We start from the raw sequence: 18,152 nt of genomic DNA, 5'->3' as shown, positions 1-18,152 counted from the left end.
GGGGCTCGGCTGGGTAATGATGGGTCCACCGGCTGATCGCCGTGGGCCGGGGACGCAGCTCCCCGGCTTGTAGAACAAGAACGCGGAAGCACCGCAAAGCTCACGAGAGGGCGCATCAATGAAAGGTCTCAAGCTTGTCGCCGGCTGCTGCCTGGCCACCCTGTTCAGCTCGTCGCTGCTGGCGGCCGAGGATGCCAGCTGCCAGAAGGCGCGCATCGGCCTGGTCGGCTGGACCGATGTGGTGGCCACCACGGCCGTGGCCAGCACCCTGCTCGAAGGCCTGGGCTACCAGACCACCCAGACCCAGGCCTCGCAGCAGATCATCTTCTCCGGCATCGGCAAGAAGCAGGTGGATTTCTTCCTCGGCTACTGGAAGCCGCTGATGGACGACAACATCAAGCCGTTCCTGGCCAAGGGCGATGTCAAGGTGCTCGCCGAGCCCGGCCTGGCCGACGGCATCTCCAGCCTGGCGGTGCCGACCTACCTGGCCGAGGCGGGCCTGAAGACCTACGCCGACATCGCCAAGTTCCGCGAGCAACTGGACGGCAAGATCTACGGCATCGACCCGGGCACCGGCGCCAACACCACCATCCAGCAGATGATCGACACCGACCAGTTCGGCCTCGGCGGTTTCACGCTGGTCGAGTCCAGCGAGGCGGCCATGCTCGCCGCGGTCGGTCGTGCGGTGAGGAACAACAAGCCGGTGGTGTTCTTCGGCTGGAAGCCGCACCCGATGAACATCAAGATGGACCTGACCTACCTGACCGGCAGCCAGGACGTGTTCGGCGCCGATGAGGGCCTGGCCACCGTCTGGACCGTCACCGCCCCGGACTACGCCCAGCGCTGCCCCAACGCCAGCCAGCTGCTGGGCAACCTGACCTTCAGCGCCGCCCAGGAAAGCCAGTTGATGGAGCCGATCATGGCCCGCGAGGACGCCAAGGCCGTGGCGCGCAAGTGGCTCAAGGACAACCCGCAGGAACTCGGCCGGCTGCTGGCCGGCGTGACCACCTTCGACGGCAAGGACGGCCTCGCCGCCGTGCAGGCCGCACTCGAGTAAGCCGGCCCCCCGGTTACCCCCAACCCCGACCAATCGCCATGCGCCCCGCCGGGCGCACGGCCCCCACTCGCCCCGAATAAGGATGCAGACCCCATGAACTACGAAGTGATCGTCACCTGTGCAGTCACCGGCGCCGGCGACACCGTCGGCAAGAACCCGGCCATTCCGGTCACCCCGAAGCAGATCGCCGACGCCGCCATCGAGGCGGCCAAGGCCGGCGCCACCGTGGCCCACTGCCATGTGCGCGACCCCAAGACCGGCAAGGGCAGCCGCGATGTCGAACTGTACCGCGAGGTGGTCGAGCGCATCCGCGAGAGCGACACCGACGTGATCATCAACCTCACCGCCGGCATGGGCGGCGACCTGGAGATAGGTCCGGGCGAGCAGCCGATGGAATTCGGCCTCGGCTCCGACCTGGTCGGCCCGCTGACCCGCCTGGCCCACATCGAGGAGCTGCGCCCGGAGATCTGCACCCTGGACTGCGGCACCCTGAACTTCGGCGACGGCGACTACATCTACGTGGCCACCCCGGCGCAGCTGCGTGCCGGCGCCAAGCGCATCACCGAGCTGGGGGTGAAGGCCGAGCTGGAGATCTTCGACACCGGCCACCTGTGGTTCGCCAAGCAGATGATGAAGGAAGGCCTGCTGGACGACCCGATCTTCCAGATCTGCCTGGGCATCCCGTGGGGCGCTCCGGCCGACACCACCACCATGAAGGCCATGGCCGACAACCTGCCGGCGGGCGCCAAGTGGGCCGGCTTCGGCATCGGCCGCCTGCAGATGCCGATGGTCGCCCAGGCCATGCTGCTGGGCGGCCACGTGCGGGTCGGCCTGGAAGACAACATCTGGCTGGACAAGGGCGTCTACGCCACCAACGGCACCCTGGTCGAGCGCGCGGTGGAGATCGTCCAGCGCCTCGGCGGCCGCGTCCTGACCCCGGCCGAGGGCCGCGCCAAGATGGGCCTCAAGCCCCGCGGCTGAGCCCCGACGTCCATCGGCGGCCCGGCCCGACGCCGGCCCCGATCCCATTGCCGGTCCCCGCACGCTCGGGGGCCGAACCCGCAGGAGTCGTTATGTCGTTCGTTACTCAGATCAAGACCTTCGCCGCCCTCGGTACCGGCGTGATCGGCGCCGGCTGGATCGCCCGCGCCCTGGCCCATGGCCTCGACGTCGTGGCCTGGGACCCGGCGCCCGGCGCCGAGGAGGCGTTGCGCGAGCGTATCGCCAACGCCTGGCCGGCGCTCAAGCAGCAGGGCCTGGTGCCCGGCGCCGCGCCCGAGCGGCTGCGCTTCGTCGCCACCATCGAGGAGTGCGTGAAGAACGCCGACTTCATCCAGGAAAGCGCGCCGGAGCGCCTCGAGCTCAAGCTCGACCTGCATGCCAAGATCAGCGCCGCCGCGCGTCCCGACGTGCTGATCGGCTCGAGCACCTCGGGCCTGCTGCCCAGCGAGTTCTACGCCGATGCCGTGCACCCCGAGCGTTGCGTGGTCGGTCACCCCTTCAATCCGGTCTACCTGCTGCCCCTGGTGGAAGTGGTCGGCGGCGAGAAGACCGCGGCGGACGCGGTGCAGGCCGCCATCCAGGTCTATACCGCGCTGGGCATGCGCCCGCTGCACGTGCGCAAGGAAGTGCCGGGCTTCATCGCCGACCGCCTGCTCGAGGCGCTGTGGCGCGAGTCGCTGCACCTGGTCAACGACGGCGTGGCCACCACCGGCGAGATCGACGACGCGATCCGCTTCGGTGCCGGCCTGCGCTGGTCGTTCATGGGCAGCTTCCTGACCTACACCCTGGCCGGCGGCAACGCCGGCATGCGCCACTTCATGTCGCAGTTCGGCCCGGCGCTGAAGCTGCCCTGGACCTATCTGGAGGCGCCGGAGCTGACCGACCAGCTGATCGACAGCGTGGTGGACGGCACCGCGCTGCAGCAGGGCGAGCGCAGCATCGCCGAGCTGGAGCGCTACCGCGACGACTGCCTGATGGCGGTGATGGACGCGATCAAGGCGACCAAGGCCAAGCACGGCTTCGACTTCGCCGACTGAGGTGCAGGTCCCTGGCGTTTTGCCAGGGACCATCCGCCCGGCGGCAGACCACCCCAAGAATAATTCGAGGAAGAGCGCGCCATGTTCGACGACCTACAGCAGCAGCGGGTGATGATCACGGCAGGAGCCTCGGGCATCGGCCGGGCCACGGCGCTGGCGTTTCTCGCCGCCGGCGCCCGGGTGCACATCTGCGACGTCGATGCGCGGGCGCTGGACGCCTTGCTCGGCGAACAGCCGTCGCTCAGCGGCGCGCTGGTCGATGTCGGCAACGAGGCCGAGGTCGAGCGCTGGTTCGCGGAGGCCCAGACCGTGCTCGGCGGCCTCGACGTGCTGGTCAACAATGCCGGCATCGCCGGTCCGGCCGGCCACCTCGAGGGTCTGGACAGCCAGGCCTGGCGCGCCACCTTCGACGTCAACCTGCATTCCACCTATTACTGCTGCAAGCAGGCCCTGCCGCTGATGAAGGCGGCCCGTGGCGGCTCGATCGTCAACATCTCCTCCACCGCCGGGATCATGGGCTACCCGCTGCGCACCCCCTATGCGGCGGCCAAGTGGGCGGTGACCGGTCTGTCCAAGTCGCTGGCCATGGAGGTGGGCGACTACGGCATCCGGGTCAACGCCATCTGCCCGGGATCGATCAGCGGCGCCCGGATGGACGGGGTGATCGCCCGCGAGGCCAAGGCCAGCGGCAAGCGCGAGGCTGACGTGCGCGCCGCCTACGTCAGCCAGTGCTCGCTGAAGACCTTCATCGACCCCGAGGACATCGCCGCGATGATCCTGTTCCTCAGCTCCAGGGCCGGGGCCAAGATCACCGGCCAGGCCCTGAGCGTCGACGGCGACACCCATACCCTGGCCAACGCCTGAGCCCGGCCCCGGCATTGCCCCCACCACCACAGCGCCCGGCGACCAGCTGTCGCCCGGGCCAAGGAGTCCGACCGATGTCGCAACCCCCGACCGTTTACCAGACCGCGATCCTCCCCGACTGGGTGGACTACAACGGCCACCTGCGCGACGCCTTCTACCTGCTGATCTTCAGCTATGCCACCGACGCGCTGATGGACCGGCTGGGCCTCGACGAGGCCGGGCGGGCGCGTACCGGCCACACCCTGTACACCCTGGAGTGCCACCTGAACTACCTCGACGAGGTCAAGCTGGGCGAGCAGGTCGAGGTGCGCACCCAGCTGCTGGCCCAGGACCGCAAGCGCCTGCACGTTCACCACAGCCTGCACCGCGTAGGCGTCGAGGCCTCGCTGGCGGAAAGCGAGCAGATGCTGATGAACATCGACACCGGCACCTCGCGCTCGGCACCGTTCGACGAGCAGGTGATGCAGCAGGTGCTGGCCCTGGCCGCGGCCCATCGCGACCTGCCGCAGCCGGCCTGCGTCGGCTGCGTGATCGGCCTGCCGCCCGTGCGGGCCCAGGCCTAGGTCGCCGCTATCGACCGTTTAACCTTTCTCAGCCCAGGCGATAGCCACAACGCTTGCCCGTATCCTCCAAGGAGATCGCAATGAACGCCGTAGATACGTCCCTGGAAAACCCGCCGATCGCCGATTGGCGCAGCTACCCGATCAGCGCCGACCTGGTGGAGGTCAAAGGCGCGGCGGATGCGCTGGAAACCGTCTGGAGCGACGGCCGCGTCAGCCCCTTTCACCATCAATGGCTGCGCGACAACTGTTCCTGCAGCAAGTGCGTCTACGCCGTGACCCGCGAGCAGCTGTTCGAGATCGTCGATGTGCCGGAGCAGCTGCACCCCCAGCGCACCCGCATCGACGAGCAGGGCCACCTGCTGATCGACTGGCAGGACGGCCACCACAGCCGCTTTCACCCCGGCTGGTTGCGCGCCCACGCCTACGACGACGCCTCGCGCGCCGAGCGTCGCGCGCAGCGGCCGCAGAGTCGCCTGTGGGCGGCGGAGATGAACGAGCAGCTGCCGCAGTTCGATTACCAGGCGGTGATGGCGGACGACCAGGCGCTGCTGCACTGGCTGCTGGCGGTGCGCGACATCGGCCTGACCCAGTTGCTCGGCGTGCCGACCACCGAGGACGTGCTGCCGACGCTGGCCAAGCGCATCTCCTTCATTCGCGAGAGCAACTTCGGCGTGCTGTTCGACGTGAAGTCCAAGGCCGATGCCGACAGCAATGCCTACACCTCCTTCAACCTGCCGCTGCACACCGACCTGCCGACCCGCGAGCTGGAGCCCGGGCTGCAGTTCCTGCACTGCCTGGTCAACGACGCCACGGGCGGCGAGAGCGTGTTCGTCGACGGCTTCGCCATCGCCGAGGCGCTGCACCAGGAGGCCCCCGAGTTGTTCCGCACCCTGTGCGACACGCCGATCGAGTTCCGCAACAAGAGCCGCACCAGCGACTACCGCTGCCTGGCGCCGATCATCGCCCTGGACGCCTACGGGGCGGTCAGCGAGATTCGCATGGGCAACTTCCTCAAGGGCCCGTTCGACGCGCCCGTCGAGCGCATGGCGGCGCTGTACAGCGCCTACCGGCGCTTCATCGAGATGACCCGCGAACCGCGCTTCCGTGTGCAGCGCCGGCTGGAGGCCGGGCAGCTGTGGTGTTTCGACAACCGCCGCACCCTGCATGCCCGTACCGAGTTCGACCCGAGCAGCGGTGCGCGGCACTTCAAGGGCTGCTATGTCGATCGCGACGAGCTGCTGTCGCGCATCCATGTGCTGCAGCGCTAGGACGGGCGGCCGGGCGCCGGGATAAGCAAAACGGGGTCAAAGGCCGGCTTTATATTGCTTCTAATGGCTTTTTATCTTCATAACAATGCAGTTCGTCTCGATTTCCAAGGAATAGCCGGCGACCCGCCGGGCACGGCGCGAAAGGGGCGGCAGACGGGCGCTGAGGCCCGCGCACTTTCACCGGGCAGGCGCCGCCGCGATAGCGCCGCCTGGCCGGAGCAACCCGTCCGACACCCTGGGTGCCGGGATCAACAACTGCGGAGGAACCAGAACCAGTGCCCGGGGCCGGCAGCGGCCGGGCGGCAAGGCTCTTCATTAGCTTGAAGAACGGCGACACGCGGATAACTACAACAATGAGCTCACCTCCACGTGGGAGAACAACAAGATGTCGACAGTGAAAGAGCAACCCGGACGTGCCCCCGGCACGACCGTCTTCAAGGAGGAGCTGCTGTGTCAGGCAGGCCTCTTCAAGGGCATGCACAAGGGCATGACCATCGTTTCGGCGGTGATGGTCCTGGCCTTCGTCCTCTTCGCCGGCGCCAACGCGGAGCTGGCCGGCAGCCTGTTCGGGGCGACGCGCAGCTGGATCGAAGGGATCTTCGGCTGGTACTACCTGGTGGCCATGGTGTTCTTCATCCTGGTCTGTTCCGTGCTGGTGTTCACCCGTTACGGCAGCGTGCGCCTGGGCGATGACGACAGCCGCCCCGAGTTCAGCAACTTCGCCTGGTTCGCCATGCTGTTCTCCGCCGGCATCGGCATCGGCATCCTGTTCTTCGGCGTCGCCGAACCGATCTTCTACCTGGATAACAGTGGCGCCTTCGGTTACCCGAACAACCCCTATGCCGACATGGCCGGAGCCACGGCCATCGACCATGCCCGCGCGGTGGATGCCCTGCGGGTGACCTACTTCCACTGGGGCTTCCATGGCTGGGCGGTGTACGCCATCGTCGGCCTGTCGCTGGCCTACTTCGCCTACCGCAAGAAGCTGCCGCTGGCCCTGCGCTCGGCGTTGCACCCGTTCATCGGCGACCGCATCTACGGGCCGATCGGCCATGTGGTCGACCTGTTCGGCGTGCTCGGCTGCGTGTTCGGCATCGCCACCTCCCTGGGCCTGGGCGTCAGCCAGATGGCCGTGGGCCTGGAGCGCCTGATCGGCGTGGACCCGGGCACCACCACCCAGCTGGTGCTGATCGGCCTGATCTCCATCGTCTCGATCATGTCGGCGCTGTCCGGCGTGGGCCGCGGCATCAAGATCATCTCCGAGTGGAACATCGTCATCTCCGCCCTGGTGGTGGCCTTCTTCCTGTTCGGCGGGCCGACCACCTGGCTGCTGAGCATGTTCGGCGAGTCGGTGGGCAGCTACCTGGCCAACTTCATGCAGATGGGCCTGTGGTTCCCCGAGGAAGAGGGCCCGGCGGCCTGGCAGAACGGCTGGACCGTGTTCTACTGGGGCTGGTGGCTGGCGTGGGCGCCCTTCGTCGGTCTGTTCATCGCACGCATCTCCCGCGGCCGCACCCTGCGCGAGTTCGTCCTCGGCGTGCTGTTCGTGCCGACCTTCATCATCTTCGTCTGGCTGGGCATCTTCGGCGGCGCGGCGCTGCACCAGGAGCTGAATGCCGCGGGTGGTGCCGGTAGTGGCGAGCTGGTCCAGCTGGTTACCGCCTGGAACCTGCCGGCGGCCCTGTTCACCGCCGCCGACGGCATCGCCGGCGCCGGCGCCCTGGGCTGGATACTCTCGGCGATGCTGGTGTTCCTGCTGCTCAGCTGGTTCGTCACCTCGTCCGACTCCGGCACCCTGGTGCTGACCACCATCCTGTCCCTGGGCAACCAGGAGCCGCCGAAGGTGTTCCGTATCTTCTGGGGCTCGGTGATCGGCTGCGTCGCCGGGGTGCTGCTGGTCGCCGGCGGACTCAACGCGCTGCAGACCGCCAACATCGCCGCGGCCCTGCCGCTGAGCGTGGTGATACTGCTGATGACCTTCGGCGTGCTCAAGTCGCTGGTCATGGACTCGGGGGAAGTCAGCGAGCCGGCGACGCTGGCTGCGCAGCCGGTGGATAACGGCTAAGCGCCGGCTGTTCGCCGCGCGCGACAGGGGCCTCCTTCGGGAGGCCCCTGTCGTTTCAGGCCTCGCCCGGCATCGGCTGCAGGACCTGCCGCAGGGCGTCCAGGGCGGCCTGCAGCGGCGCCGAGTCCTGCGCGTCGCTGGCATAGGTCACGAACAGCGGGCGCTTGAACTCCGGCGCCGCGGCCACCCGCTGCAGGCGGCCCGCGGCCAGCAGCGGCGCCACCTGGCGCTGCGGCAGGTAGGCGCAGCCGCCGTTGTCCAGCAGCCAGGGCAGGCCCAGGGTGGCGAGGCCACAGCTCAGCCGGCTGTGTTGCAGGTGCGCCAGGCGCTCGGAGTGCGCGGCGTTATAGCCCCAGCCCCAGTCGATATAGAGGTAGTTGTCGGCGTCGACCTGCTCCAGCGCGAGGGCGCGGTTGCTGACCATCAGCAGGCGGTCCTCCGCGACCTGTTCCACCACCAGCCCGGCGGTGGCGTCGGCGATGAAGATCAGGCCGAGGTCCAGGGCGCCGGCGGACACCTGGCGTACCAGCGCGTGCGAGTAGTCGGCCTCCAGGTGGATGTGCAGGCGCGGTTGCCGGTCGTTCAGCGCGCTGCCCCAGCGCATCAGCAGGTCACCGGCCAGGCTGGGGTGGGCGCCCAGGCGCAGCAGCTGGGTGCCCGTCTCGCGCCGCGACAGCTCGCGCTTGGCGCGTTGCCAGTGCTGCTGCATGGCCACGGCATGCTGATAGAACTGCTGTCCGGCGGGTGTCAGCCGCATGCCTTCGTTGCTGCGGCTGAACAGCGCCTGCCCCAGTTGTTCCTCGAGCTGCTTTATCCGCGCGCTGACCGCTGACTTGGTCAGCGACAGCTGCTCGGCGCACAGACTCAGGCGCTTGAGATCGGCCAGGGTCAGAAAGGTCTTGATCGCTTGCAGGTCCACCGGCGCCCCTGGAATGACCGGCTCGGGTGCCGGATAGGTTGGCTGAATCGCCCTGTACAAAAAAATCGAACGGGCAGTTCGAAACTATCCGATATGCGCTGCAGCGGCAATTTCCTAGGCTCTGGCCGTCTCAACTTTTTCCAGCGGCAGGACAATATGAAAACGATGCAGCAACGGCCATTGAGTGGCTATCGGGTTGTCGACTTCGGCCAGTACATCGCCGGGCCGGCGGTGGCGATGATGCTGGCCGACCAGGGCGCCGAGGTGGTGCATATCGACCCGCCCGGCGGACCGCGCTGGGACAACCCGGCCGACGCCATACTGAACCGCGGCAAGCAGCGGATCAGCCTGGACCTGCGGGTCGCGGAAGACCTGCAGCTGGCCTTGGAGCTGGTCGGCAATGCCGACGTGCTGATCGAGAACTTCCGCCCCGGGGTGATGGCCCGCCTGGGGCTGGGGCCCGAGCAGGTGCGGGCGCTCAATCCGGCGCTGGTCTACCTGTCCCTGCCGGGCTTCTCCGAGGCGGATCAGGAGCTGGCGCAGCTGCCGGCCTGGGAGGGGATCATCGCCGCGGCGGTCGGGCAGTTCACCGACATGGGCCTGAGCCGGGTGCTGATGGGCATCACCCCGTCGTTCTCGCCCCTGCCCCTGGCGTCGGCCTACGCCGCCGTGCTGGGCGCCACCGCGGTGACCCTGGCGCTGTTCGCCCGGGTCACCAGCGGGCAGGGCGAACGCATCGAGGTGCCCATCGCCGCGGCGCTGATGGAGGGCCTGGCCTACAACTCCATGCACGTCGAGGGGCTGCCGGAGCGCTACAAGTCGTTGCGCGAGCGCGAGATCGAGCGCCGGCGCGCCAACGATCTGCCGCTGAACCTGCAGTATGCCGACCTGCAGGAGTTTCTCGATCCCTTCTATCGCACCTACGTCTGCCAGGACGGCCGGCCCTTCTATGCGGTCAACTGCTCCCATACCCGCCACCCCATCGCCTGCCTGCAGGTGCTGGGCCTGTGGGACGAGCTCGCTGGTCTGGGGATCCCGACCCACAGTCCGTACCTGGACGTGGCGGACTGGCCCGAGGGCGCCGAGTGCACCCTGCTGTCCTATCCGCTGTCGCGGCAGTGGGCCGACCTGGTCTCCGAGAAGATGAAGGCGGCGTTCCTGAGCAAGCCGGCCTACGAATGGCAGCGCCTGTTCGGCGCGGCCGGGGTGCCGGGCTGTGCCCACCAGCTGAGCGCTGAGTGGCTGGCCAGCGAGCATGCCCTGCAGTCGAGCAGCGTGCTGCGGGTCGAGGACCCGCGCTACGGCGCCATGCGCCAGCTGGGCAACATCTGCTGGCTGCAGGGTGACGACGCGGTGATCGACAAGCAGCCGGCCCAGGTGCCCCATCGGGATCGCGGCGCGGTGCTGCAGGTGCTGGCGGGCTGGCGCGATAGGCCCGCCTGCCTGCCCGCGGCCGACCCCGCCGCGCCGCCCCGGGGCTGGCTGGACGGCATCAGGATTCTCGACCTGACCAACGTGATCGCCGGGCCCACCATCGCCTGCACCCTGGCCCGCTTCGGCGCCGAGGTGATCAGCATCGATCCGCCGCAGCCGGCGCTGGACCCCTGGAACACCACGGTGTTCGGCATGCAGGCCAACCAGGGCAAGCGCAGCGTGCTGCTCGACCTGAAGAGCGCCGAGGGCCAGGCCCTGCTGGACAGGCTGCTGCCCCAGGTGGACGTGATCACCATCAACGCCAGCGATGCCCAGCTGGAGCGCCTGGGGCTGTCCGCCGAGCGTCTGCGGCGGCTCAACCCCGAACTGATCCTCTGCCAGTTCGATGCCTATGGCGGTCCGACCCCGGGGCCGCGCAGCAACCACCCCGGTTATGACGACCTGGTGCAGGCGACCACCGGCATCATGGCGCGCTTCGGCGGCGGCCTGCAGACCCCGGAGGAGCATGCCCATTTCGGCACCATCGACGTGCTCGGCGGCTATTGCGCCGCCCAGGCCATAGGCGTGGCGCTGGTCAGGCGCGCCCATGGCCACGGCGGCGCGGTGGCGCGCAGCTCGCTGGTGGCGGCGGGGCAGCTGATTCAGCTGCCCTTCATGTACGACTACCCCGGACGCGGTCCCTTCGACGAGCCGAGCGGCCGCGAGGTGAAGGGCGCCCATGCCTTCTACCGCTGCTACCAGGCGCTGGATGGCTGGGTCTTCCTGGCGCTGGACCGGCGCAGCCAGCTGCCCGCGCTGTCTCGGGCGCTGCAGTTGCCCGAGCTGGAGTGCGACGACGAGGCGACGGCCGAGCGGCGCCTGGAGGCGCTCCTGGGCAGCCAGAGCATGGCTCACTGGCAGGCGCTGCTGGCGCCGCTCGACATCGGCTGCCAGCCGCTGGGGCGCATGAGCCAGTTGCGCGAGTCTGCGCTGATGAGCGCGGCCACCGGCATCGACCTGAAGGGGCCGAAGACCGTGGCCTTCATCGCCTATCCGGAGCACCCCTGCGGGCACCGGGTCGAGCTGATCGCGCCCAACGCCATTCGGCCGCGGCAGGCCAGGCTAAGACTGCCGGAGGCGATGGCCAAGTATGGTGCCCACACCCGGGAGGTGCTCGTGCGGCTGGGCTGCACGGCGGAACAGGTCGAGGGGCTGCTCGCGCGGGGCGTGGCGGCCGAGCACTGGAGCGCGCGCTACCTGCCGAGCTGAGGGCCGGCTGACGGCAGCGCTCGGCCCTGTTGCCCGGCGAGCAGGACTGGCGCCGGGCCGCAGGGCAGGGGCGGCCTGTCTGGACCGGGCGCAGGGGTGTGCCGGGGCAAGGCCGTGGCCTGGACTGCGGCGGGGGATTGCTCGGGAAGCGGCCGTTGCCGGCGGGTCGGGCGGGAGGCGCAAAGCACGAAGGGGAGCCGGAGCTCCCCTTCAAACTGATGCGTGCTTTGTTCTTGTTATTGAACGATTTGTTGTTGTTGTTCTCGTTCCAAGCGGTCTTGTCCGATCCCATGAGAGATCAAGGGCAAACGTATTTTTTTGGATACTGGCTGCGCTTTCGTCACCAGGTGAACCGACCAGAGCGGCGAGCTACCTCGAGGTAGTTTTATTCTTATCGCCTTGGGCGCGGGGCAAGCCCCGGAACGCACACGCTTTCCAAAAAAATCTGTTTGCGACTCTTCTGTCCTGTTGTTTTTGTTGTGGCAGAGTCGAGACGCTTTTTCTTTTTGCTTTATTGTTTTTGTGCGGATCTATAGAGCATAAGCCGTGCCAGAAATAATTTATCCATAAAAAACAAATACTTAGTAACTTTGTCTGGCGGGCGTCACCGCCCGTGCGGGGCGGTTTTGTTGCAGTACTACCCGATTCTGTTACCGGATCGGGCCGGGGGTAACACTGCTCGGCGACTGCGGGCCTGCAGCGGATGCGCGTGCGCAGCCGGGCCGGACGCATAAAAAAACCCTCCGGGCCGGGGCCGGGAGGGTTGGGAAGTGCCCGTCAGGGCCTCAGTGTGCAACTAAACTCCGGCGGGCGACCAACCCGCCGGTCACGCGCGGTTACTCGGCCGAAACGTCCTTCAGGTAGGGAGCCGGCTCGGCGCCGAGGTTCTTCAGCATCTGACCGCTGTACCAGTCGATGAAGTTGACCACGCCGAACTCGTAGGTCTTCGAGTAGGGGCCCGGCTGGTAGGCGGTGGAGTTGATGCCGCGCTGGTTCTCTTCGCCCAGGCGACGGTCCTGATCGTTGGTGGCATCCCACACCTGGCGCAGGCGCTCGACGTCGTAGTCGACGCCTTCCACGGCGTCCTTGTGCACCAGCCACTTGGTGACGACGATCGACTCCTGGGCGCTGACCGGCCACACGGTGAAGTTGATCAGGTGGTCACCCATGCAGTGGTTCCACGAGTGCGGCAGGTGGAGGATGCGCATGGAACCCAGGTCCGGGTTCTTGATGCGGCCCATCAGCTTGTTGCAGCCCGGCTTGCCGTCGATGGTCATGGACACGGTGCCCTTGAGCAGCGGCATGCGCACGATGCGGTTGCGCAGGCCGTAACCGGCATGGGCGTAAGGAATCTTCTCGGCTTCCCACTTGGCGGCGGAGTCGGCCACGTGGTCCTTGAACGCCTGGTCGGCGCGCGGGTCGGTGGTGTCGTCCCACTCCAGCAGGGTGTTGAGCAGTTCCGGGTGCGCACCGTTGCAGTGGTAGCACTCGCGGTTGTTCTCCAGCACCAGCTTCCAGTTGGCCTTCTCCAGCATGGTGCTCTGCACCGCGACCTTGGCGTTCTCCATGTCGTAGGGCTCCATGTAATGGGCCAGACCGGAGAGGAACTCGTCGATTGCCGGCGGGTTCTCCGCCAGGGAGATGAAGATGAAGCCGCCGGAGGTCTTGCAGTGCACCGGCTTGAGGCCGTACGCCTTCATGTCGAAGTCGGCGCCCATCTCGGTGCCGGCGAACAGCAGGCGGCCGTCGAGCTCGTAGGTCCACTGGTGGTAGGGGCAGACCAGCTTGGCCACCTTGCCCTTGTCGCTGGTGCACAGGCGCGAGCCGCGGTGGCGGCAGACGTTGTGGAAGGCGTGGACCACGCCCTCGGCGCCGCGGATGACCAGGATCGGGTTGTCGCCGATCTGCAGGGTCAGGTAGTTGCCCTTGGCCGGGATCTCGCAGGTCATGCCGGCGATCAGCCACTCCTTGTGGAAGATCTCCTGCATGTCGATCTGGAACAGACGCTCGTCGTTGTAGAACGGCTGCGGCAGCGAGTAGGTGCGCTCGCGGGTCTGCAGCATCTCGGCGGTGGCCTTGCGTGCGGGCTCCAGCGGATCGCCCAGGCTCAGAGTGGAAGTGACGTCCATCGGTAACTCCTCAGTGGCGGGGCACTCGGTGCTCGCGCCGGAAAAAAGTGGCTGTTTCGGTTGCTACGCAAGGCGGCGTGGCACCCCTCGATTATCGCCTGCCGAGTGGCGTTTTGCGCTAGGCAAAACGGGGGGCGTGCGCTCTTATCCATTTGCATCGGCTGGAATCGAGTTTGGATGGGGGCGCCGAGCTAACCTTATCCATGGGCGACATGGCTGCATCCGTTTCCGACGCGGAAAACCACGGCTTCCGCGGCAGGTCGCGATAAGTATGTGAATGTCGCTGACAGGTAAGTGGCGGTGTCGGGCGTTACGCACAATCCGCCCCATATTAGGCCGATGTCCGGCCGTGCGCGGAGAGACGTCCATGACGACGAACGACTTCCTCAATCCGGTTACCACCCAGACCTGGAGCAATGGCCGCCACCTGGTGCGTTGCGTCAAAGTGATCCAGGAAACCTGGGATGTGCGCACCTTCTGCTTCATGGCCGAACAGCCGGTGCTGTTCTTCTTCAAGCCCGGGCAGTTCGTGACCCTGGAGCTGGAGATCGACGGCCAGCCGATCATGCGCTCCTACACCATTTCCAGCTCGCCCTCGGTGCCCTACAGCTTCTCGATCACCATCAAGCGGGTGCCCGGCGGCAAGGTGTCCAACTGGCTGCACGACAACCTCAAGGAAGGCGACGAGCTGCCGGTGCACGGCCCGGTCGGGCTGTTCAACGCCATCGACTTCCCCGCCGAGAAGGTGCTGTACCTGAGCGGCGGCGTCGGCATCACCCCGGTCATGTCCATGGCCCGCTGGTTCTACGACACCAACGGCAACGTCGACATGGTCTTCGTGCACAGCGCGCGCACGCCCAAGGACATCATCTACCACCGCGAGCTGGAGCACATGGCGGCGCGGATCAACAACTTCAGCCTGCACGTGATCTGCGAGAAGCACGGCCTGGGCGAGGCCTGGGCCGGCTACCGCGGCTACCTCAACCAGAAGATGCTGGAGCTGATCGCGCCGGACTTCATGGAGCGGGAAGTCTTCTGCTGCGGCCCGACGCCCTACATGCACGCGGTCAAGCGCCTGCTCGAGGCCAACGGCTTCGACATGTCGCGCTACCACGAGGAATCCTTCGGCGCCACGCCGGCGGACGTCCGCGAGGAGGTCAAGGAACTGGCCGCCGAGGCCGCCGAGGCGCCGCCGGTACCGCTCGCCGACCAGCACCAGGTGGAGTTCGTCAGCACCGGCAAGAGCATTCGCATCGATCCGGGCGAGACCGTGCACGCGGCCGCCGCCAAGCTCGGCCTGCACATCCCCAAGGCCTGCGGCATGGGCATCTGCGGCACCTGCAAGGTGATGAAGACCGCCGGCGAGGTGACCATGGAGCACAACGGCGGGATCACCGACGAGGACGTCGCCGAAGGCTACATCCTGTCCTGCTGCAGCGTGCCCCAGGGCGACGTGGCCATCGACTACTGAGGTTCCGGCCTTTCGTCTGTCCATGCTGTGCCGGGGCCGAACGGCGCCGGCAAAGGGCTCTATGCTTGAAGCTAGGCCAGCGCCCGGCGTCTGCTGACGTCGCCGGCGCGGGCCCGAGCGGCTCCCGGCCCGTCCCCTGCTTCTCCCCGGTGCCGGACCGCTCGCGCTAGACGTAGGCGGTCCCGGCTGGGATGCCATTGCCTGACCTGCGCTCCATCGGCCTGATGTGGAGCCCACAGCATGAAACTCTTCTATTCCCCCGGTGCCTGCTCGCTCGCGGTGCATATCGTCCTGCGTGAAATCGGCCAGGCCTTCAGCCTCGAACGGGTCGACCTGGCCAGCCACAAGACCGAGCACGGCGACGACTACTACCGCCTCAACCCCAAGGGCTACGTGCCGCTGCTGGAGCTGGACGACGGCTTCTACCTGAGCGAGGGGCCGGTGATCAACCAGTACCTGTGCGACCGCGCTGGGCGCGTCGACCTGATGCCGGCGCCCGGCAGCATGGCGCGCTACCGGGTGATGGAGTGGCAGGGCTTCATCAACAGCGAACTGCACAAGGGCTTCGGCGGCCTGTTCAACCCGGCCCTGGACGAGGCCGCCAAGCGGGTCATCGGCGAGGGCCTGCGGCGGCGCCTGCAGTGGGTGTCGAGCCAGCTGCAGGGCCGTCCGTACCTGGCCGGGGAGGTCTTCAGCGCGGCCGACGCCTACCTGTTCACCGTGGCCAGCTGGGCCGGTTTCCTGGGCCTGGACATCAGCCACTGCCCCGAGCTGCAGGGCTACCTGGTGCGCCTGGCCGCCCGCCCGTCGATCCAGGCGGCGCTCAAGGCGGAAGGGCTGACGTCCTGAGCGGCGCGCCGGCCTCGCCGGACGGCGAGGCGCTATGCTTGTGCCCAGCGGCTCGTCGCCTGCGCGGGGCCGGAGTCGCGTTGCTATCCTGCGCCGTTCTGGAGGGTGTGCGATGAAACTCTACTATTCGCCTGGGGCCTGTTCCCTCGCCGTGCACATCGTGCTGCAGGAGACCGGCTTGCCTTTCGTCCTCGAACGGGTCGATCTGGCCACTCACGAGACCGAACAGGGCGGCGACTACTACCGAGTCAATCCCAAGGGCGCGGTGCCTACCCTGGAGTTGGACGACGGCACGCGGCTGACCGAGGGGCCGGTGATCAACCAGTACCTGTGCGACCTGGCGGGGCGTGTCGACCTGATGCCGGAGGCCGGCAGCTTGGCGCGCTACCGGGTGATGGAATGGCAGAACTACGTCACCTCGGAGCTGCACAAGACCGCCGGCGCGCTGTTCGATTCCCAGCTCGAGGCCGATGCCCGCGCCCGCTTCGCCAGCGCGGTGACGCAGAGGCTCAGCTGGGTCTCGCAGCAGCTGCAGGGGAGGAGCTTCCTGACCGGTGAAGTGTTCACCGCCGCCGATGCCTATCTGTTCGTGGTGGCCGGCTGGGCCCCGCACCTGGGCCTGCACCTGGCGGCCTGCGTGGAGCTGCAGGACTTCCTCAAGCGTGTCGCCGCCCGTCCCGCGGTACAGGCGGCGCTCAAGGCCGAAGGGCTGGCGCCTTGAGCGCATCTGGGGGCGCGTGCCGCGGCATTGTCCTAGTCCCCCCTGCTATTTGCCGGCCGGATGCTTAACGCCAATCGGTATTTTGCCGCCCGGACACTGATCTACCCTTGAGGGCAGTGATGGAACACCCCGCACCACCCTCAAGGAGGAACGCACCATGCTCTCGCTCGCCCGTGCAATAAGCAGCAATGCCCGCTCCCTGGCCGAGGCCCAGGCCAGCTACAAGCAGAACGTGGTGGAGGTCAACACGCTGATGACCAGCGTGCTGACCTCCAGCCTGCCCACCCTCAACCAGAACCCGCCCGACTGGAACGAGTTCATCACGGCCTACGAGCAGGCCAACGGCGACGCCCTGAACTGGGTCAACAACGTCATGGCCCGGCTGCTCGACGTGCCGCAGGAAGTCATCGGCTACAACGGCGTCATCAGCCAGGTGCTGCAGGACGCCAAGACCCAGGCGCAGACCCTGATCGACCAGCCGAGCAACCCCACCGCGCTGGCCACGCTCAACCAGGACCTCAATGCCCTGACCAGCCAGCTGGCCCTGGTCACCAGCTTCATCGCCGGGGCCGTCAGCGCGCTGCAGCAGAGCCGCGACAGCCTGCCGGACATGGCCCGGCAGCTGCAGAGCATCGCCGATCGCTCGACCCAGGACGCCAATGCCGACCAGGCGCAGATCGACCAGCTCAACGCCGATATCGCCCGGCTCAAGGCCGACATCAAGAGCCTCACCGCCGCCATCGTCGCCCTCGGCATCGCCGACGGCGTGGCCATCACCCTGGGCGTCGCGGCCACCATCGCCCTGTGGCCGGTGGGGGCCGCGGTGTGGTTCGTGCTCGGCCCGGCGGTGGCGGTGGCCAGCACCTACATCGCCCTCGACGCCGAGAAGATCAAGGCCGACCAGGCCAGCATCCAGGCCAAGCTGGGGCAGATCACCGGCATCACCGCCGATGTCGCCACCCTGCATGTGCTGGCGGGCAACTTCGCCGACCTGGCCAGCCAGAGCGAGGTCATCGAGACCAGCCTGCAGGCGATCCTGGCCGAGTGGCAAACCCTGGAGAGCGACGTCAACGCCGCGGTCAGCGATATCCGCAGCGCCCTCGCCGATGCCGGCGGCAGCAACTTCACCGCGGTGCTCGACGACCTGAACGAGGCCATCGACGAGTGGAACGCCGCCTATGTGCAGGCCGGTTCGCTGCAGCTGGACCTGCAGGTCAACACCGCACAGCTGGAGTACGGCATGAGCTCGGCGCAGGTGCAGGCGTCGCTGGCCAGCGGGCAGAACCTCGGTCTCATCGACTACTACAACAACGTCTCCAGCCAGGCCCGCAAGGTAGCCTGAGGCGCACGAACGAGCCGCGTCCCCGGACGCGGCTTTTCTTTGTCCGGCCAGCGCCCTACCCCTGGGCGGCTCGCCGGTCCCGCCCGCCAGCGGGCTGCTAGATTAAGGGCTGATCCCCTGACGGTGCGCAGGCCCGCCAGGCGTCTTCCGGAAGTCAGGCACCAGGGGTTGCCGGGTGCGAGG

General features: G+C 67.6%; 14 protein-coding genes. 12 read left to right on the top strand and 2 right to left on the bottom strand.

The features are described from left to right. The first annotated feature begins 118 nt into the window (after positions 1–118). The 7 genes from choX to I0D00_RS20585 all read left to right on the top strand — a co-directional run bounded on the left by choX (position 119) and on the right by I0D00_RS20585 (position 7,856). A complete protein-coding gene (gene choX, locus I0D00_RS20615) occupies positions 119–1,057 on the top strand; it encodes a choline ABC transporter substrate-binding protein (RefSeq protein WP_213641638.1) in 939 nt (312 codons plus the stop codon). A 93-nt stretch (positions 1,058–1,150) separates the two neighbouring features. Then, the gene (gene cdhC / locus I0D00_RS20610; RefSeq protein ID WP_213641637.1) at positions 1,151–2,038 is read left to right on the top strand and encodes a 3-dehydrocarnitine:acetyl-CoA trimethylamine transferase CdhC; all 888 of its coding nucleotides are present in this window, start codon (positions 1,151–1,153) and stop codon (positions 2,036–2,038) included. Positions 2,039–2,130: 92 nt separating this feature from the next. Further along, positions 2,131–3,096 carry an L-carnitine dehydrogenase gene (locus I0D00_RS20605; RefSeq protein ID WP_213641636.1) on the top strand — a complete coding sequence of 322 codons (966 nt, stop codon included), beginning with the start codon at positions 2,131–2,133 and terminating at the stop codon, positions 3,094–3,096. 81 nt (positions 3,097–3,177) lie between these two features. Continuing rightward, the gene (locus I0D00_RS20600; RefSeq protein ID WP_213641635.1) at positions 3,178–3,960 is read left to right on the top strand and encodes an SDR family oxidoreductase; all 783 of its coding nucleotides are present in this window, start codon (positions 3,178–3,180) and stop codon (positions 3,958–3,960) included. A 74-nt stretch (positions 3,961–4,034) separates the two neighbouring features. Further along, a complete protein-coding gene (locus I0D00_RS20595) occupies positions 4,035–4,523 on the top strand; it encodes a thioesterase family protein (RefSeq protein WP_213641634.1) in 489 nt (162 codons plus the stop codon). Between the two features lie 80 nt (positions 4,524–4,603). Further along, complete coding sequence (locus I0D00_RS20590; RefSeq protein ID WP_213641633.1) at positions 4,604–5,791, top strand: gamma-butyrobetaine dioxygenase; 1,188 nt, start codon at positions 4,604–4,606, stop codon at positions 5,789–5,791. A 385-nt stretch (positions 5,792–6,176) separates the two neighbouring features. After that, positions 6,177–7,856, top strand: a complete 1,680-nt coding sequence (locus I0D00_RS20585) for a BCCT family transporter (RefSeq protein ID WP_213641632.1) — start codon at positions 6,177–6,179, stop codon at positions 7,854–7,856. A 55-nt stretch (positions 7,857–7,911) separates the two neighbouring features. On the opposite strand, the gene I0D00_RS20580 is transcribed toward I0D00_RS20585, so the two are convergent. Next, positions 7,912–8,775, bottom strand: a complete 864-nt coding sequence (locus I0D00_RS20580; RefSeq protein ID WP_213641631.1) for a LysR family transcriptional regulator — start codon at positions 8,773–8,775, stop codon at positions 7,912–7,914. Positions 8,776–8,931: 156 nt separating this feature from the next. Here I0D00_RS20580 and I0D00_RS20575 point away from each other — a divergent pair, with 156 nt between their 5' ends. Then, a complete protein-coding gene (locus I0D00_RS20575; protein WP_213641630.1) occupies positions 8,932–11,457 on the top strand; it encodes a CoA transferase in 2,526 nt (841 codons plus the stop codon). Positions 11,458–12,293: 836 nt separating this feature from the next. Here I0D00_RS20575 and gbcA read toward each other — a convergent pair. Then, positions 12,294–13,586, bottom strand: a complete 1,293-nt coding sequence (gene gbcA / locus I0D00_RS20570) for an aromatic ring-hydroxylating oxygenase subunit alpha (RefSeq protein ID WP_213641629.1) — start codon at positions 13,584–13,586, stop codon at positions 12,294–12,296. A 367-nt stretch (positions 13,587–13,953) separates the two neighbouring features. On the opposite strand from gbcA, the gene gbcB reads away from it, so the two are divergent. The 4 genes from gbcB to I0D00_RS20550 all read left to right on the top strand — a co-directional run bounded on the left by gbcB (position 13,954) and on the right by I0D00_RS20550 (position 17,969). Next, complete coding sequence (gbcB, locus tag I0D00_RS20565; RefSeq protein ID WP_213641628.1) at positions 13,954–15,057, top strand: FAD-binding oxidoreductase; 1,104 nt, start codon at positions 13,954–13,956, stop codon at positions 15,055–15,057. Between the two features lie 240 nt (positions 15,058–15,297). After that, positions 15,298–15,906, top strand: coding sequence for a glutathione transferase GstA (gene gstA / locus I0D00_RS20560; protein WP_213641627.1), 609 nt, complete (start codon positions 15,298–15,300; stop codon positions 15,904–15,906). Between the two features lie 112 nt (positions 15,907–16,018). After that, positions 16,019–16,627 (top strand): glutathione transferase GstA, encoded by a 609-nt coding sequence (gstA, locus tag I0D00_RS20555; RefSeq protein WP_213641626.1) that lies wholly within the window; start codon positions 16,019–16,021, stop codon positions 16,625–16,627. Positions 16,628–16,784: 157 nt separating this feature from the next. After that, the gene (locus I0D00_RS20550) at positions 16,785–17,969 is read left to right on the top strand and encodes an HBL/NHE enterotoxin family protein (RefSeq protein ID WP_213641625.1); all 1,185 of its coding nucleotides are present in this window, start codon (positions 16,785–16,787) and stop codon (positions 17,967–17,969) included. Positions 17,970–18,152 lie beyond the last annotated feature (183 nt).

The organism is Pseudomonas lalucatii (genome assembly GCF_018398425.1).
Taxonomy (GTDB): Bacteria; Pseudomonadota; Gammaproteobacteria; order Pseudomonadales; family Pseudomonadaceae; genus Aquipseudomonas; species Aquipseudomonas lalucatii.
The sequence above is the reverse complement of the archived record's forward strand: the minus strand, read 5'-3'. Positions and strand labels throughout refer to the sequence as shown.